We start from the raw sequence: 17,919 nt of genomic DNA, 5'->3' as shown, positions 1-17,919 counted from the left end.
CCAAACCGTGACCCCGTTCTCGAATGGTTGGTCGCTGTTTGGCGGGGTTTATTACACCTACGGCGGGATTTTTTCAGAAACGGCAAACGGCGGGTTCTATTTCCTCCCACAGCTTGCGCAGGCGCTTGGCGGATACCGGCCTCAGAGTTTTTAAAGTCTGGGCAAAGAGTGAGACGCGGAATTCTTCCAACATCCAACGGTACTGTGCCAGCTGAGTATCCGCGGCCAGCGATCTCGGGGTATGGCGCTCCGCCAAGGCGAGATAAGGTTCTGCGGTCCCGTGAAGCTCTGCCTGCAAACGGCGGTCGCGGTTTGGGTCCAGAGCCGCCTTTTCCAGACGCAGAGAGATCCCTTTAAGATAACGGCTGTATTGGCGCAGCCACTCCAGTGGAGTATCGAACAAAAAGCCGCGGTAAAAGAGTCCCGCCAGTTGCTGCTGGATATCCCCCACCGCCATGGCCAGGGCCAGATTTTTCTGCTGTTTGATCAGCTTGCGCAGTGGTACCAACTGAGCCAGCGCTTTTACCAGCAGGTCGGCGATCTCCTGAGCCACCGATACCAGTTCCCCACTCTTTTCCAATGCGGAGAGAAAATCCGCCTCAGTGCGCGGCCATTGTTCGTCCGGCCAGAAAAGCTCGCGTGCGGCGGCCAGCAGAATGTCGTCCGCCACGTCTTCCCGCTTACCCAGGTCCGCAGCGGAAAGCCCCAATTCCTTGCCGCGCAACAACTCTTTGCGCAGGTATTTGACCGGCTCGGGCAGGTGGAGTAGCGCCAGACGACAGATACCCGCGCGACTCTGCCGTTGCGCTTCATAGGGATTATCCAACAGCTTGAGGGAAACGCTGTCTTGCGCCTCTATCAAGGTTGGATAGGCGCGTACTTTCAAGGCACCCTGTTGCAATATGTGGATTTCGGGCAGATCGCCGAAATCCCAGTGGGTGATCCCTTCGCGCTCGAAGTCATCGCCGGCAGTGGCCAGTTCCTTTTGTACCCGGTCCTTGTAGCGCGCCTGCAACTCAGGCAGATTCCGCCCCTGATCGAGCAGTTCACCCTCCTCGTCCAGCACCTGGATATTGAAACGGTAAAAATCTTCGAGAGATGCTTCCGCCGCTTCCCAGGCGGAATCCGGCACTTCCTGCGCGGTTTGACGTTTGAGTTCCTGCGCCAACGCCTGCCACAAGGGCAACTGGTCCGGCTGTAGGCGGGGCAACGCCTTGTCCACCGCCGCGGGCACAGGCACAAAATATTTGCGCCATTGTTTGGGCAGTGCCTTGATCAGCGCTATGCATTTGTCGCGCAACAGCCCTGGTACCAGCCAGGTAAGCCGCGCCGCAGGGACTTGGTGCAGTGCGCCCACGGGCACCTGAACACTGACACCGTCATCTTCCGCTCCAGGCTCGAAGTGGTAGGCGAGCGGAAACACCATGCCGCCGGTGGACAGTTCATCGGGGAATTGAGCCTCACCGATATTGGATGCGGTGTGCTGCATCAAAAGTTCACGGGGGACGTAGAGCAGATGCGGCTCCTTTTCCTCCGCCCGCTTGCGCCAGTGCTCAAAACCGGCCAGGTTTATGATGTCCCCAGGCACTCGCTCGTCGAAAAAGCGGAAAATCACTTCGTCATCTACCAGGATATCGCGGCGGCGGGACTTGGCCTCCAAATCCTCCAATTCCGCCAGCAGCTCCCGGTAGTGTTCGAAAAATCCGCCCTTGCCCCGGTAGCGCTGCTCCACCAGTGCCTGGCGAATAAAGACCTCACGGGATATTTTCGGGTCCAGTTTTCCAAAGTGGACGCGGCGTTTTTCCACCAGCACCAGACCGTAGAGGGAGATTTTTTCAAACGCCATCACCCGGCCGGAACGGGTATCGTAGTGGGGTTCGGAATAGTTGCGCTTGACGAGGTGCTCCGCCGCCGCAAGCACCCAGTCCGGCTCGATTTTTGCCACGGTGTGCGCGAATAGCCGGCTGGTTTCCAGCAACTGCGCGGCGACAACCCAACGCGGAGGTTTTTTGAATTGGCCTGATCCGGGAAAAATATGGAAACGCCGGTTGCGACAACCGAGAAATTCTTTATTTTCATCCCGCACACCGATATTGCCCAGCAAGCCGGGCACAATGGCCGCGTGCACCGCAGCGTAATCCGCCGCCTCAGCATTTTCCTTCAGTTTCAACTCACGACAGGCCAGGCGCAGTTGGTGGTGTATATCCCGCCACTCGCGCATACGCAACCAGGACAGAAAGTTTCTCTGACACCATTTGCGCAGCTGGTTCTGGCTCAGGGCCTGGCGCTGTGCTTCAAAAGCCTCCCACAGCTGCACATAGGAGAGAAAATCCGATTCCTGGTGCTGCCACTGCCTGTGCTTTTCATCCGCTGCCTGCCGCTTTTCCGCCGGGCGCTCGCGTGGGTCTTGCACCGCAAGCGCACTGACAATAATCAGTATTTCCCGCAGGCTGCCGCGCGCCGCGGCGGCCGCCAGCATACGACCGAGACGCGGGTCCAGTGGCAGGCGCGACAGAGTGCGCCCGAGCGGCGTCACCTTGCCGCGCGCGTCCAGCGCCTGCAATTCCTGTAACAATTTGTAACCGTCGTTAATCAGGCGTTGGTCCGGCGGATCAACAAACGGAAAGTCGCGGATATCACCAATTCTGAGCTGCAACATTTGCAGAATAACCGCAGCCAGATTGGTGCGCAGTATCTCCGCATCGGTAAATTGTGCCCGCTGCTCGAAGTCCTTTTCGTCGTAGAGCCGCACACAGATACCGGCACTGACGCGGCCACAGCGGCCGGCGCGCTGATTGGCGCTGGCCTGGGAAATGGGTTCCACCGGCAGCCGTTGAATTTTGCTGCGGTAACTGTAGCGGCTGATTCGCGCTGTGCCGGGATCGATCACATAGCGAATCCCGGGCACGGTAATCGAGGTCTCCGCCACGTTAGTGGCGAGGACTATCCTGCGGCCCTTGTGACCGTGAAAAACCTTGGCCTGCTCCGCCAGACTGAGGCGCGCATAGAGCGGGAGTATCTCAATATTCGCCAACTGCGCATCGCGCAGCGCTTTGTGACATTCGCGGATTTCGCGCTCACCACTCATAAATACCAGGATATCGCCGCCGCGCCTGCCGCTGGATTTTTCCCCCTCCAGAAGCTCCTCCACCGCGGCGACAACCTGCTCGTTCAAATCCTGGTCACTGTCGAGCGGCGGGCGATAGCGGATCTCTACCGGGTAGGTGCGCCCGGAGACCTCAATGATCGGTGCACCGTCGAAGTGCTGGGAAAATTTTTCCAGGTCGATGGTAGCTGATGTGATGATCAGTTTAAGATCCGGACGCTTCGGCAGCAGGGTTTTCAAATAGCCCAGCAGGAAATCGATATTCAGACTGCGCTCATGGGCTTCGTCCACAATCAGAGTGTCGTATTGATTCAGCAACGGATCGCGCTGGATTTCCGCCAGCAGTATGCCGTCGGTCATCAACTTGATATGGGTGTGCTCGCTGCTGTGGTCGGTAAAGCGCACCTGGTAGCCGACGGATTCCCCCAACGGCTGCCCCAACTCCTCGGCAATGCGATTGGCAACGGTGCGCGCGGCGATACGGCGCGGCTGGGTATGGCCGATCTGGCCGGTGATACCGCGGCCAAGTTGCAGGCAGATTTTCGGCAACTGGGTAGTTTTTCCCGATCCGGTTTCCCCGGCGACAACAACCACTTGGTGTTTGGCGATCAGCTCGGCGATTTCATCGCGCCGGGCCACCACTGGAAGCCCTTCCGGCCAGCGTATTTCCGGCACTTTCTGCCGGCGCGCCTCCACCAGTGCCAGAGACGTCTCGAGCTGTTCCTTGATTTGCGCAAGCATGCGGTCGGCCGGTTTGCCCGCCTTGATTCGCCTGCGCGCGTTACTGAGAGACTTACGCAGGCGGTAGCGATCGCGCCCCATACACTGGGCGATGCGGCTTTCCACAGCGGTGGGGGAGGTTGCGGTCTCAGGGTGTTTCATGGGTTCGCTTTGCCACTGCAAACCGGCAATTATACCCGTCTCTCCGCATCGGCACAGTCAGCGGCGCCGCAGTAAAAGCGCTTGGGAATCTGTGCTCGAGGAAACTCGGATGAGCTTGCTTCGTGGCAACTAGGGCACCACTGATGCATTCACCTCTTGACGGTAAAGCTTCCTCGAAGCTGGATGAGGCACTCAGACGATGGGATGGATATTTCGAAACCTCCGGATACTCGGTCAGCGCCCCTTCACCAGGTAGGCAATGGCCCGGTCCAGTCCCTCCAAGGTCATGGGATACATATGCCCACCAACCAGGCGTTCAATCAGGCCGATGCTGGATGTGTATTGCCAGTGAGCTTCGTCGACCGGGTTCAGCCACACCAGGCTGTCGTAGTTATCCACTACCCGCTGCAACCACATTGCCCCCGGCTCTTCGTTCATATGCTCGACACTACCGTAGCGGCTGGTGATCTCGTAAGGCGCCATGGAGGCATCGCCTACGAATATGATTTTGTAGTCTTTGCCATAGGTGCGCAGCACTTCCAGCAAGGGAGTGGTTTCCCCATAGCGGCGCTGGTTGTCCTTCCACACATGTTCGTAAACGCAGTTGTGGAAATAAAAATATTCCAGGTGCTTAAACTCCGAGCGGCAGGCGGAGAAGAGTTCTTCACACACACGCACATGCATGTCCATGGAACCGCCCACATCGAAGAAAATCAGCACTTTTACTGCATTGTGTCGCTCCGGCACCATTTTGATATCCAGCAGGCCGGCGTTGCGCGCTGTCGATGCAATGGTGCCGTCCAAGTCCAGTTCCTCGGCAGCGCCGGCGCGGGCGAATTTGCGCAGTTTGCGCAGCGCCATCTGAATATTGCGTGTGCCCAGTGCGACACTGTCGTCCAGGTTGCGGAACTGCCGCTTCTGCCACACCTTGACTGCAGAACGGTTGCGGCTGCTCCCCCCCACGCGGATGCCTTCCGGGTGATAGCCGCTGTTGCCGAAGGGACTTGTGCCACCGGTGCCTATCCAACGATTGCCGCCGCTGTGGCGCTTTTTCTGCTCCTGCAGGCGCTTTTGGAATTCTTCCAGCAGCTTTTCAAGGCCGCCGAGGCTGTCGATTTTGGCTTTTTCCTCTTCCGAGAGCTGCCTGATGAATTCAGAGCGCAGCCAGTCCTCGGGAATCAACTGTTCGAGAATGTCGTCCAGTGTTTGCAAATCTTTAAAATAAGCCTCGAATGCCCGGTCGAACTTGTCGAAATGCTTTTCATCCTTGACCAGGCAGGTGCGGGCGAGAAAATAAAAGGCTTCCATATCTGCAAAAACCAAGTGCTGCTGCAGGGCTTCCAGCAGAGACAACAGCTCAGTAATGGAAACCGGCAGTTTATGCCGGCGCAGACTCAGGAAAAAACCGATCAGCATATTGCGCCTCTATCGCGGGGTGAAAGCCGGGTCGCCGACAGTGGCTAACGCTTTTCCCGGCGAGCCATAAAGGCCAACCGCTCGAGCATATGCACGTCCTGCTCGTTTTTCAGCAGAGCGCCGTACAAAGGCGGAATCGCACTGCTGCTGTCACGGCTTCTCAGTACCTCCTCGGGAATATCGTCCGCCAGCAGGAGTTTCAACCAATCGATTAATTCGGAAGTGGAAGGCTTTTTCTTCAAACCCGGCACTTCGCGCAGCTGGAAGAAAATATCCATTGCCTCCGCCACTAATTGGCGCTTGATACCGGGGAAGTGCACTTCGACGATTTTGTGCATCGTCTCCCGATCCGGAAAACTGATGTAGTGGAAGAAACAGCGGCGCAAAAAAGCGTCCGGCAGCTCCTTCTCATTGTTGGAAGTGATGATAACAATGGGGCGCTGTTTGGCCTTGACCGTCTCGCCGGTTTCGTAGACGAAGAATTCCATGCGGTCGAGCTCTACCAGCAAATCGTTGGGAAACTCGATATCCGCCTTGTCGATTTCATCAATCAGGAGCACCACCCGCTCCTCGGACTCAAAAGCCTCCCACAGCTTACCCCGCTTGATGTAATTGCGGATATCGTGGACCTTGTCCACCCCCAACTGGGAATCCCGCAGGCGGGATACGGCATCGTATTCGTACAGCCCCTGCTGCGCCTTGGTGGTGGATTTGATATGCCACTGTATCAAGCGGAGACCCAGGCTGCGGGCCACCTCTTCGGCCAGCAGTGTCTTGCCTGTGCCCGGCTCACCCTTGATCAGCAACGGCCGCTGCAGGGTGACCGCCGCGTTCACCGCCATCTGCAGGTCTTCGCTGGCTACATAGCTTTCAGTGCCGGTAAATTTCATTGTCGCTCCACTCAGGTTCCGCGCAGGTTACTGTGAGAAGCGCATATTAATTGATCGGCCAAAAGGGATGGAAGACGGGAGTGCTCAATGTCATTGACGACTTGTGAGCTACAGGCGTACCCGACCGGCGAACCGGCTCAGGCGGCCTGAGTGCTCCGGCGGTGGACCACTTGGCGGCCCTTGTCGGTGATATACCAGCGGATGCCCAGATGGCTGTGGATCTTGCCCACCATCTCCAGTACCAGCAGGTTGTTCAGCGCGCGAGCGACAGAGTTGGTTTCCATTCCCGCCTCCTGCACCATGCCTGACAGAGCTCGGAAGACACAGTCGCTGTTGTTGAGCAGTTTGAGCACCTGCAGTGCATTGTCGTCCAGCTTGCGGATCTGGTTGAAGTCCAGCGTCGGCCCCTGTTCCGGGTCGCCCTCTATCTCGTGCTCCAGCAAGGGCAGCATCTCTAACTGCATTGCGCGCAGCTCTTGCTCCAAGTGCTCCACCCGGGCGCGGGCGATGCTGGCGTCGCGCAGTTGCCGGCGTGCGGCGTTGAATACGAACATGCGCGAGGCGATGGCGGCGAGCAGGCAATAGCCGGTGAAGATCAGCAGACGCGAGGGGTCCCCCTGAATCTCTATCAACAGATCGCTCTGGGTGAATTTGAGGAAAATCGGCACCATCAGCGCGCCGCACAGCCCCATAATCAGGCAACGCGCCAGACCCGCCGGGTCCTCCTCGGTAAACAGCATCTGGTAGTAGTTCACCAGGCCGCCGAGAATACCCGAGACCAGCATTACGGCCGTCAGGATTAGTAGATGGTCGAGCATCCCTGTCCCTCTGCCGGCAAGGAAGCGCCGGTATTTTTCTGTTTGAATCCACGTCGATGGCAGGGCCAGCCTTATAGATATAGCAGTTGCGGCCCCCTGCGGTGGAGGAGGAGGGAGAAAAAGGCGCCTTTGATCGGATGCTCCGTCACTGCTCGTCGAAATAGGGATCTTCCTGGAAGCGCTGGCGCTTTTCGCGGCGGTAGCCCAGGTAGAGGACGGCGAGCCCCCACAGGGCCATCAGCGTCAAGGCGCCGCCAGCGGCAAACACCAAGTTGGCGGTCACTTCCGGCGCTGCGCCCTCCTCCTCAAACAGCATCTGGTAAACAAACAAGGGCAACACGGGGACCGCCACCGCATCGGGCGCCATAGGGCGCGCGGGCATCAGCAGCACCGCGGCAAAGGTGATCAGCAGCAGACGGCGCAGCCAAGCCCAGCTCCAGGTGCGCGTGAACCACCAGCCAGCCAGTAACAGCACCAGGGTGGCAGCGGTGTAGATGGTCCAGGCAATGCGGTATTCTTCAGCCATGGTATTTCTTTACTTCCAACAAGGACGGACATAGTACCCGCCCTGTAAACAGATTTAGCATTCGCCACTTACCCAGCGGACGATATGCTCCTCAAAGTCGTCCGGATGCACCAGTTCTTCACTAATCACACGGCCGCGCACCGAGATGCCCGCCTCGTGCACTGATTCCGCGCGGCCCGAAACCAATGGATGCCACGCCGCCAGCTGGCGCCCCTCGGCCAGGGTCCGGTAGGCGCATGTCGCCGGCAGCCAGCTGAAGCCCCCGCCGCTTACCGCACGCAACTGAATGCAGTCCGGCACTTCTCTTTTGCGCTGGGCGTAATCGCGACAGCGGCAGGAGTGAGTGTCCAGCAGCCGGCAGGCGACGTTGGTGCTGTAGATCTCACCGCTTTCCTCATCCTCCAGCCGGTGTAGACAGCAGCGGCCACAGCGGTCGCAGAGCGCTTCCCACTCTGCGTCACTCATCTGCCCAAGGGATTTGCTCTGCCAGAAATTTTTTTCCATCACGGCCGCCCGCTCAGCGCTGCAGCTTGCAGTTTTTAGCGGCGATGGCGCTCATCTCTGAATCGACTGCCGGAGGCATCTGCAAATAGTAGCCGTGCTCGCGGATTTCATTCAGGACTTTGTTCGCATCCGCGCGGGCCAGGCGCTTATCCGGCGTCAGCAGCAGTGTGGTTACATGCTGCGGCTTGCCGAACAGTTGCAATAGTTTTTCAGGCACCTTGGCTGTGCCTTCGCGTTTGTCCACGTAGAGATACATTTCGTCCTTGCGCGGACTGCGGTAAATATCGCACAGGCTTTTCACTTCGGTTCCTCTTTGCGCAGCTCATTCAATACTTTGAGTAGCCGCTCGCCAATGACTGGAGCACGCCAGCCGCGCAGGCGCCCCTGCAACTCGGGGCGGGGCGACTGTATCAATGTCTCCAACTCCTTCTTGCGCACCAGTATTTCCGCAGGCAGCCCTTCCTGCTCGGCGACGGTGCTGACGCACTGGCGCAGTAGTTTCAGCCATTCTCCCTCGCGGCGATTGAGGGGCTGGGGCAGAGGCGGCGGCGGGTCCTGGCGTTCGGCCGCGCGCCGGATAATCTGTAGCAGTGTCTCGCCGTATTCACGCAACGCTCGCCCTTCAAACCCCGGCTGTGCCAGCGCAGCCACGTGCTTTGGCAGCCGCTGGGCAAGATTCATACAAACATTTTCCTTCAGCAGGTGGTTGCGGGGCAGGTCGCGCAGGCGCGCCTCCCGTTCGCGCCAGGCACACAGGTCCTGCAACGCCGCCAGCTGCGCGCCGCGCAAGCGCCAGGCGCCTTTTACCTTGCGGTAGTAAAGTTCCGGTGGTTGCGGATTGCGGGCCGCGGACACCAACGCCGCGCAGTCTTCCTGCAGCCATTCCAGGCGCCCGCGCTCGCGCAGGCGTTTGATCAGCACACCGTACATCAGCGGTAACCAAGCCACGTCCAGCGCGGCGTATTTTTTCTGCGCTTCGGAAAGCGGGCGCTGCAACCAGTCGGAGCGGGTCTCGCTCTTTGGCAGCTCTATATTGAGCAGCTCCTTCACCGCTGCGGCATATCCGAGACCCGCACCCATACCGGTCAGGGCGGCAGCGATCTGGGTATCGAAGACCGGCTCGGGGATGGCCCCCAACAGCCGCTCCAGTGTTTCCAGATCTTCACTGCAGCTGTGCATGATCTTGGTAACGCGGGTGTCCAGCAGCAGTTCACGCAAGGGATCGAGATTGTCAATGGCCAGGTTGTCGATCAGATAGCAGCGCTCACCGTCGCCCACCTGCACCAGGGCGGGCCGGGGATAGAAGGTGCGGCTGCGCATAAACTCTGTATCCAGTGCCAACGCCTGCTGACGACGCCAGCGCTGACAGAGTTCGGCCAGCTGTTCACCGCTGTCAATCCAGATGGGGGTGGTATCTACTTTCACCATGCGTTTTCTTAAAATGCGGTTCGGCTGTTAAAGGCGTGTGCCAGGGTGCCCCCGTCGATATATTCCAACTCGCCGCCAATGGGAACGCCGTGGGCGATACGGCTCACGGCAATGCCGCGGGCCCTGGCGCGCTCGGCGATAAATTGCGCCGTGGCCTCACCCTCGACCGTGGGGTTAGTGGCGATAATCAGCTCCTCCAGCGGTTCACTGGCCAGGCGCTGCTCCAGCAGATCGATACCCAGATTTGCCGGGCCCACACCGTCGATCGGCGACAGGTGGCCGTGCAGGACAAAGTAGCGGCCGTGATAGTTGCCCGCCTGTTCTATCGCCAGAATATCCGCCGGAGTCTCCACAACGCACAGCAGTTTCTGATCGCGATGACGGTTGTTACACAGAGCGCAGACCTCTTGTTCCGTCAGGGTACGGCACTGGCTGCAACGCCCGACTTTTTCCACCGCCTGCTCCAGAGCGCGCACCAGTGCGCTCGCCGCGTCCCGGTCCTTTTCCAACAGGTACATCGCCATGCGCTGAGCGGACTTTGGCCCCACGCCCGGCAGACAGCGCAGGGCGCGGATGAGATCTTCAATCAGGGGACTAAACATAGATTCTGGGATTCAGCGCCGCGGTCGGCTCAAAAAGGGAATTTAAAGCCTTCGGGCAGGCTGATACCGGAGGCAAGATCACCCAGCCGCTGTTTCTGCAGCGCCTGTGTTTTTTCTTCAACGCGACGCACCGCGTCATTCACTGCGGCGGCCAGCAGGTCCTCAAGCATTTCCTTGTCTTCACCGAGCAGGTCCGGATCGATTTCCACCGATGTGACATCGTGGCGACCGTTCATGGTGACCTTGACCATTCCGGCACCGGACTCCCCGCAGACACGCAGAGCGTCGAGCTCCTGCTGTATCTTCTGCATTTTCTCCTGCATCTCGGCCTGCATCTTCTGGGCCTGCTGCATCAAATCGCCCAAACCTTTCATGATGAACCTCTTCTATTGATTCGCTGCGGGCGCCTGCCGTCTCAATTGCGGCGCGGCGGCAATCTTTGGCGAATGCTCCCGCATAGCTAGTTATTCGGTTTCCACCAAGGATTCCACGGAATCCGGCAGCAGTTCGGCACCCAGCTCCTGCTGCAGTTCCCGCACCAGCGGGTCGCTGGACAAGGCTTCCCGCGCGGCGGCCAGGCGTTCTTCCCTGGTGGCCGCGGCCAAGTGTGCAGGCGTCTGCCCCTGTACTTGGCCCACCTGGATATGAACAGTAACCGGTTGCTGAAAAAAGTCACCGAGCAGATCTGCCAAACGGCGCTGGTGCACCTCGTCATACAAGCTGCTATAGGACTCATCCAGGATAAAGGACAGTATATTGTCCCGCCTTCCCACCAGCTCCAGATGGAAGGCGATGGAATGGAGTATGCCGCTGACGCCCAGCTGGCTGTAAAGCGCGGGCCAGCTGCCGGGTGTCAGCGCGTCGAGGCGCGCCTTCGGTTTCTCGGCTGACGGGGTGCTCTTGTCGGGCTGCGAAGCCTCTGGCGCTGGCGCCGGGCCCGCCTCAACCTCGGCAACCTGTCGGCGCAGCTGTTCGCGTAAAGCGGCCTTGTCTCCCGCCGCCTGGGCGGGGGGCTCAGGCTCTGGTGCAGTGTGTACAGGATCAGCCGGTCGATCATCGCTGCCAGGGGCCGGGGGCTGGCTGCCCGTTGGCTGCGGCGGCTCGGCGGGTCCCGAAGCACTCGCGGGGGCTTGTTCCAGCGGCGCTACCGGTGCGGGTGCCAGTGCCGGAGAAGGAATAGGCTCGGCTGTCGGCTCAGCCGGTGTCAAATCAGGTTGCGGCCTTTTTCCTTCAGGACTCTCCGCTCTTGTGGAGTTCATCTCCTGAGCGGCGCTTTCCCGCGCTGCCACCTCGCCCCCGCTGTCTGCCTGCAGGCGTGCTCGCGGCACATCCGCCACCCCCTGGGGGCGGAAGGCGAGCATGCGCAGAAGCGCCATCTCAAAGCCGCTGCGCGGATCGGGCGCCAGGGGCAGGTCGCGGCGCGCGAGCAGCGCCATTTGGTAGTAGAGTTGAACGTTTTCCGGGGCCAGGCGCCCGGCCAGATCGCGAAGCCGCTCTCCGTCGCCCAGAGCATTGTCCGCAGACTGCGGCAGCACTTGAGCCACGGCGATACGGTGCAGATTGTTGGCCAGTTCTGCCAGTGCGGCACTGTAATCCGGTGCCTGCTGCGCCAATTCCTCAACGGCGGCAAACAGGGCCGGTGCGCTTTCCTCCGCCAAGGCCTGCAACAGCTTCCACACCAATCCGGTATCGATGCTGCCGAGCATGGCCCGCACTTCCGACTCGCTGATTTTGCCTCCGCCAAAGGCGATCGCCTGGTCGGTGAGGCTCATGGCATCGCGCATACTGCCGTCGGCGGCCCGTCCCAGGAGCCATAGGGCTCCCTCCTCGAAGGGAACCATTTCCTGCTCCAGCACAAAACGCAGGTGCTCCACCACCCGTTCCGGGCTCATGTTTTTCAGATTGAACTGAAGACAACGGGAAAGCACCGTGACCGGCAGCTTTTGCGGGTCGGTGGTGGCGAGCAGGAATTTGACGTGGGGTGGCGGCTCTTCAAGGGTCTTCAACAGCGCGTTGAAGGAGCTGTTGGAGAGCATATGGACTTCGTCGATCAGGTAGACCTTATAGCGCCCCTTGGTCGGCGCATACTGGACATTTTCCAGCAGTTCACGCGTGTCCTCCACCTTGGTGCGGGAGGCGGCGTCCACTTCGATCAGGTCAACAAAGCGCCCCTCGGCGATCTCCGTACAGGCCAGACACTGGCCACAGGGCTCGGAGCTGACACCACTCTCACAGTTCAGGCATTTGGCCAGGATGCGCGCGATCGTGGTCTTACCTACGCCGCGGGTACCGGCAAACAGGTAAGCGTGGTGCAGGCGACCGTTGTCCAGAGCATTGATCAGCGCCTGGAGCACATGCTCCTGCCCCACCATCTCCCGAAACAGCCGCGGCCGCCACTTGCGCGCCAGTACTTGATAGCTCATCCACTCTCCAGCGCCCGACGGCGCCATTCTCTGTATTCAATCCGAGCGCCGGTGGCGCGGGCGCCATTATACCGGCATAGGCGCCAAGTCACAGCGGACATTCACTCCGCCTCATCCACCTCTCGTCGGGCGCACGGCGCCTGTGTTATAACTGTGCGCCAGCTCGCGATCAAAACAACAAGTGATAATCGCCGAAGCCGCACGTAGTAGGGGGCACCTCCAATCAATGAATAAAGCGCGGAAAACGCTTCTGGAAAAGCTGTTTGCCGAACACGGCCAGGCACTGGTGCGCTTCGTGGTCCGCATTGTCCGCAACACCGACGATGCCGAAGACATAGCCCAGCACGCTTACCTTCGCCTGCAGAAGCTCAGTGACGAGAAGGAACTGGAGAATCCGCGCGCCTACCTCTACCAGATCGCCAACAATCTCGCCGTGGATCAGCTGCGCCGCGGCAAGCTGCATATGGAGTACATCAACCAGCAGCTGCCCGCCGAGGAGGAAACGCTGCCCGGCGACGACCAAGCCGACCACCAGTCCCCGGAACGGGTACTGGCGGCCCGGCAGCAATTGCAATCCATCTACGACGCCATGGACAGTCTCCCCCTCAAATGCCGCCAAGCCTTTCTTTTACACCGCACCCGAGGCCTGTCCTACAGTGAAATCGCCCAGGAAATGAACACCTCGGTAAGCAGTGTGGAGAAGTACATACTGCAGGCTCTCAAGGTATGCCGCCGCCGTGTCGATATGAACTGACAGGCATCCGGGGAACGGATTGGTCATTAGCTAATCAAACAGCGTGAAACGCTGACTGCTTGGACGTATTTTTCCCCCGCTCTATCGCAAAGGATTTGCAGAATTGAGAGCCAGCGCACAAGCTTTGTGCAAGCCAACTTTGATATTTCGACAAATTTACTTGAGGGACTTGGACTGCCGGTCGTCTTAACATCAGGGTGAGACATCCAAGCGCAAAAAACTGGCGAAAGAAAATATAAAAGTTCAACTTGACGCACAAAAAGAAAAAGTAATTGCGCAGCAAGTCATGTGCACGAAAAAAATCGCGTCATAACGGCAGCTTTGAATAAAATGCACCACAAACGAGCGAAGTACGGATTTAACCGAGAGACAGAATAGACAGGACAACCACGGACTAAACAGGGTATAGAGCGGTGACTACAGCGAGCGTACAAGAAGCACCAAACGACGAGCAGCTGGACCAGGCATGCGCCTGGATCGCACGTCTGCGCTCCGATAAAGTCAGTAGTACCGACCGCCGAGAATTCGCGAAATGGCTCTCTGTGTCCGCGGCAAACCGCCGTGCTTTCGACCAGATGGCGGAGCTGTGGGGTGATCTGGGCGCCCTGGCCCACCTGCCAATCGACCAGCTGTTCCCCGAAAGCCGGCCGTCGCCAAAACCCGCCTCTGAACAGCAAAAGAACGCCCGCACCGCGGCCACCGACAGCCGACGCTTTATTTCCCGGTGGACGATTAGTGGAGGGCTGGTCGCAGCCTGTCTGGCGATTGCACTTTGGCTGGGCAACCCGTGGAGTTTCGGCGGCCTGCGTGAACAAACTTATGTCACTCAGGTTGGCGAGACCCGCACCGTCACCCTGGCCGACGGCACCCTGGTACAACTCAATACCAATACTGAGTTGCGCGTGGCCTACAGCCGGGAAGAGCGGCACACTCGCCTGTTGCGCGGCGAGGCCTATTTCGACGTGGTCCGTCAGACCGCGCGCCCCTTCACAGTGGCCGCGGGCAAGGCCAACATCCGGGTACTCGGCACCGAGTTCAATGTGGAGCGCAACCCGGAAAATACGCGCGTATCCGTAACCGATGGCGTGGTGGCAGTCAGTGAAGCGGAAAGTAGCTCAGGCCTCCACCCCGAATCCGTCAAATTGACCAAAAACCAGAAAATCAGCGTTTCCAGCGGGGGACTGAGCGAAGTGGGCCGCACCTCCGCGGAGGAAGCACTGGACTGGACCCGCGGTGTGCTGGTATTTGAACACACCCCCCTTGCCGAGGTACTGGAAGAATTAAACCGCTACTTGAAAGTTCCCGCTGCCGCGGATCCGCGCGTGCGCGACCGCTTGGTATCCGGCACCTTCGAGCTGTCTGACCCGGACAACACGCTGAAGGCCATCGCCGCGGCACTGGACCTGTATCAGGATGACAGCGACCCTAAACTGACTCTCTTGTCCCCTCAACATATCTAGGTTATAAAACCCCGCTGGGCGGTTGTTTATTGCATAAACTCGGTCTCACCCGCCCACAACACTCGAAAACCACAAAATAAGTTGCCCGGCCCAGCGCCAGGGCAGCACTACCAAAACCTAGGCGGGCACCTCATTGAATCTACGGCACCGGGCCACACTGTCGCTGGCGATCCTGTTGTTGCTCTGCGAAGGGGCAATCGCCGCCTGCCCTACATCCGGTGTCACTCTCCCGGCGGGCAATCTGTCCCGCGCTCTGATATCCCTCGGTCGTCAGTGCCAAGTCTCCGTTCTTGTACAGGCCTCATCCGCGGCCAGTTACGCCCTGCCCAAGCAGCAACTCAATACTAATGACGGCGATATTGAGCCGATATTGCGTCAGCTGCTGCAAGATTTGCCTTTTACCTACGAGCTCCTTGGCCCGAGCGCGGTAGCCGTAGTTCCCCGGAAGCCCGAGCCGGAAGAACAGGGCGCGCTCTCGCAGGGACATACCGAAGAGATCAGCGTTACCGGCCGCATGCTGACAGGTAGCCACCTGCGTCACCCTCAGTTGGACAGTTATGCGCCCATCGACATTCTGGCCCAGCCGGAGCTGGAGATCACAGGTGCTCAGACTGTTTCCGAGCTGCTCAAATTCCTGCCCGCCGTCTCCGGCAATTCCACCAGTACCTCAGTCACTAATGGGGGCGATGGCACTGCAACTGTCACCTTGCGCGGCCTTCCCGCCAGCAACACACTGGTATTAATCAACGGCCGGCGTATCGTCAATAATGGCTTCGGCGGCGAGGCGGCGGACTTGAATACCATTCCACTGTCCGCTGTGGACCGTATAGAGATACTCAAAGACGGCGCATCGGCAGTCTACGGCTCCGACGCCATTGCCGGAGTGGTCAACATCATCCTGCGCCGGGACTTCGAGGGCCTATCAGTCAACAGTTACTACGGCGAAGCGCAGCGCGGCGATCAACAGACAGGATCCCATCACCTGACTTGGGGCAAGAACGGCGAACGCGGCCATTTGATGCTGAGCCTTGCCCATTACCGCCAGGATGCGCTGATGAGCCGCGACAGGGAAATCTCTGCCACTGCGGACAACCGCAGCCGCGGAGGCACGGACAATCGCTCCTCCGCATCGCCTTCCAGCTATATCGCCTTGAGCGATGACATCGTCCTGACCGCCAACGCTGACGGCAGCTACCGCCCCTGGACCCAAGAGGACCGCTACGACTACAGCGAATACACAACCGCACTGGTACCATCCGAGCGGCAATCGGCCTACCTGGAAGGTAACCTGGACCTGGGAGACAACTCCCAACTGTTTATAGAACTTATGGGAATCAGGACCTCGGCCGAGACTACTTTGGCACCGACACCAGTATTTACGCGATTTGACAACGGTGACCTGACAATTTCCGCGGACAATATTTACAACCCTTTCGGGCAGGAAATCACCGATGTCCGCAAGCGGGTATTGGAATTGGGGCCGCGTGTACAAAACAACGACACAGAGACTTGGCGCCTCAATTTGGGGCTCACTGGAATGTTGAACAGCTGGCAGTGGGAGCTGACCGCGGCGCAACACTATACGCACGCGTCGGAAAGCCTCAGCAGCCTGATTGATCCCCTTGCCCTGTCGCTCGGGCTCAAAGGCCCGGATATCTGCAATTCCGAGAGCGACTGCATCCCCATTAATTTACTGGGACCCAGCGGCAGTATCGATGCAGAACAGCTCGATTACATTCGCGCCGAAAGTTTGGTGGACGGAATCACCCGAATGACATCTTTAACTTATATCGCCAATGGCACACTTGGCACCAGTGGTGCCGGCGATATCCTCGCCGCATTCGGAATGGAAATCCGCCGCGAAGCCATCGACTTTCGCTCCAACGACGCCATGGGCCTCTCCTATATTGGCGGGGTCACCGCCGGGTCGGCACAAGGTCATCGCATAATTAGCGAAACTTTCGGCGAGATTTCACTCCCCTTGGTTGCGGACCGTTTTTGGCTGGACGGCGCGTTGCGTTACTCCAATTACAGCGATTTCGGCAGCACCGCCAACCCCAAAGTCGCCCTGCGGTTCCGGGCTCTTCCGTCTCTGATGCTGCGCGCCAGCTACGCCACAGGCTTCAAAGCACCGACTCTAATCGACATGAATCAGAGTGGTTATCAAAGCCAGGAATACCTGTTCGATCCTTGCACCGGTAGAGATGCCATCACCCTGCCCGGTTGCCGCGGCCAGGCGGACGGTGCTCGCATCCAATATTTGACAGAGTATGGCGGCAATCCGGATCTGCAGCCGGAAACCTCTGATAACAGGTCCCTGGGGATCGTGTGGACCCCGGCAAAATTAAAGGGCTTCAGCGCCACCTTGGACCTCTTCGAAATTCGCCAGAACGATGTCATCGATACCAGCCCACAATACCTTATCGACCAAAACGCCTCTTACGCCCTCTTCTCCGACCGTGTGCAGCGGGATGAACAGGGCGAAATCATTACCATCCTCGCCACGCGCCTCAATATCGGAGCCCGAGAAGTACGAGGTGCAGACCTAGCCATGCGCTACGAGCACAATTCAGACATGCTGGGGCAGCTGCGCTGGTCGTTTAACGCGAGCCACATCCAGCGCTACCTAAATCAGGCGGCACCCGGTGAAGCAACCGAAGACTTGGTGGGAACCTTCGTGGATGCCGCCAGTGGCGGCGCCGGTTCCCTGCCAAAATGGAAGGCCAACACCGGAATCTACTGGAAAAAAGGCCCCTGGGAAGGTGGCTATACCGTGCATTTTGTCAGTGCATTGGAGGAGTCTTTCACACTCGACAACACCCGTATCACCCGCGAAATAGACAGCTGGACGACACACGATCTGCAAGTTGCCTACGCACTGCCCGGCGGCCTGCGCATTGCCGTCGGTATCGACAACCTGTTCGACCGGGAACCACCTTTCGCCGCCACAGCCTTCAACGATAACTTTGACGGACGTACCTACGACCTGAGCGGCCGCTATTGGTACACCACTTTGGCGTATTCTCTTTAGTTGCGGCATTCCTCCAGCAATAGCCAGCAGCCGCAGTCCACTCGGACAACCTTCGATCAAACGCCTCGCTTTTTTCCTC

The 17,919-nt window shown here is 59.0% G+C and carries 14 protein-coding genes; 3 read left to right on the top strand and 11 right to left on the bottom strand.

What is annotated here, in order from left to right; all coding sequences use genetic code 11:
- Positions 1-73: 73 nt before the first annotated feature.
- The 11 genes from hrpA to dnaX form a co-directional block, all read right to left on the bottom strand.
- A complete protein-coding gene (hrpA, locus tag BM155_RS10150; protein WP_074902925.1) occupies positions 74-3,988 on the bottom strand; it encodes an ATP-dependent RNA helicase HrpA in 3,915 nt (1,304 codons plus the stop codon).
- 234 nt (positions 3,989-4,222) lie between these two features.
- Positions 4,223-5,404, bottom strand: coding sequence for a vWA domain-containing protein (locus BM155_RS10145; RefSeq protein WP_074902923.1), 1,182 nt, complete (start codon positions 5,402-5,404; stop codon positions 4,223-4,225).
- A gap of 44 nt (positions 5,405-5,448) precedes the next feature.
- On the bottom strand, positions 5,449-6,294 hold the full coding sequence (locus BM155_RS10140; RefSeq protein WP_074902921.1) for an AAA family ATPase: 846 nt from the start codon (positions 6,292-6,294) through the stop codon (positions 5,449-5,451).
- 137 nt (positions 6,295-6,431) lie between these two features.
- Complete coding sequence (locus tag BM155_RS10135; protein ID WP_067154985.1) at positions 6,432-7,112, bottom strand: YEATS-associated helix-containing protein; 681 nt, start codon at positions 7,110-7,112, stop codon at positions 6,432-6,434.
- 145 nt (positions 7,113-7,257) lie between these two features.
- Entirely contained in the window at positions 7,258-7,638 is a 381-nt protein-coding gene (locus BM155_RS10130) for a hypothetical protein (RefSeq protein WP_067154987.1), read from the bottom strand.
- A 54-nt stretch (positions 7,639-7,692) separates the two neighbouring features.
- Positions 7,693-8,142, bottom strand: coding sequence for a YcgN family cysteine cluster protein (locus BM155_RS10125; protein ID WP_067154990.1), 450 nt, complete (start codon positions 8,140-8,142; stop codon positions 7,693-7,695).
- 13 nt (positions 8,143-8,155) lie between these two features.
- On the bottom strand, positions 8,156-8,443 hold the full coding sequence (locus BM155_RS10120; RefSeq protein ID WP_067154994.1) for a YcgL domain-containing protein: 288 nt from the start codon (positions 8,441-8,443) through the stop codon (positions 8,156-8,158).
- Entirely contained in the window at positions 8,440-9,570 is a 1,131-nt protein-coding gene (gene rnd, locus BM155_RS10115) for a ribonuclease D (protein ID WP_067154996.1), read from the bottom strand. Before rnd ends, BM155_RS10120 begins: the two co-directional genes overlap by 4 nt.
- A gap of 8 nt (positions 9,571-9,578) precedes the next feature.
- Positions 9,579-10,172 (bottom strand): recombination mediator RecR, encoded by a 594-nt coding sequence (gene recR / locus BM155_RS10110; protein WP_074902919.1) that lies wholly within the window; start codon positions 10,170-10,172, stop codon positions 9,579-9,581.
- A 29-nt stretch (positions 10,173-10,201) separates the two neighbouring features.
- The gene (locus tag BM155_RS10105; RefSeq protein ID WP_067155001.1) at positions 10,202-10,546 is read right to left on the bottom strand and encodes a YbaB/EbfC family nucleoid-associated protein; all 345 of its coding nucleotides are present in this window, start codon (positions 10,544-10,546) and stop codon (positions 10,202-10,204) included.
- 90 nt (positions 10,547-10,636) lie between these two features.
- A complete protein-coding gene (gene dnaX, locus BM155_RS10100) occupies positions 10,637-12,595 on the bottom strand; it encodes a DNA polymerase III subunit gamma/tau (RefSeq protein WP_074902917.1) in 1,959 nt (652 codons plus the stop codon).
- A gap of 226 nt (positions 12,596-12,821) precedes the next feature.
- Here dnaX and BM155_RS10095 point away from each other — a divergent pair, with 226 nt between their 5' ends.
- The 3 genes from BM155_RS10095 to BM155_RS10085 all read left to right on the top strand — a co-directional run bounded on the left by BM155_RS10095 (position 12,822) and on the right by BM155_RS10085 (position 17,840).
- Positions 12,822-13,349, top strand: a complete 528-nt coding sequence (locus tag BM155_RS10095) for an RNA polymerase sigma factor (RefSeq protein WP_074902914.1) — start codon at positions 12,822-12,824, stop codon at positions 13,347-13,349.
- A gap of 413 nt (positions 13,350-13,762) precedes the next feature.
- The gene (locus BM155_RS10090) at positions 13,763-14,809 is read left to right on the top strand and encodes a FecR family protein (protein ID WP_067155009.1); all 1,047 of its coding nucleotides are present in this window, start codon (positions 13,763-13,765) and stop codon (positions 14,807-14,809) included.
- 133 nt (positions 14,810-14,942) lie between these two features.
- On the top strand, positions 14,943-17,840 hold the full coding sequence (locus tag BM155_RS10085; protein WP_231902378.1) for a TonB-dependent receptor: 2,898 nt from the start codon (positions 14,943-14,945) through the stop codon (positions 17,838-17,840).
- Positions 17,841-17,919: the final 79 nt, after the last annotated feature.

Source organism: Microbulbifer thermotolerans (assembly GCF_900112305.1).
Taxonomy (GTDB): domain Bacteria; phylum Pseudomonadota; class Gammaproteobacteria; order Pseudomonadales; family Cellvibrionaceae; genus Microbulbifer; species Microbulbifer thermotolerans.
The sequence above is the reverse complement of the archived record's forward strand: the minus strand, read 5'-3'. Positions and strand labels throughout refer to the sequence as shown.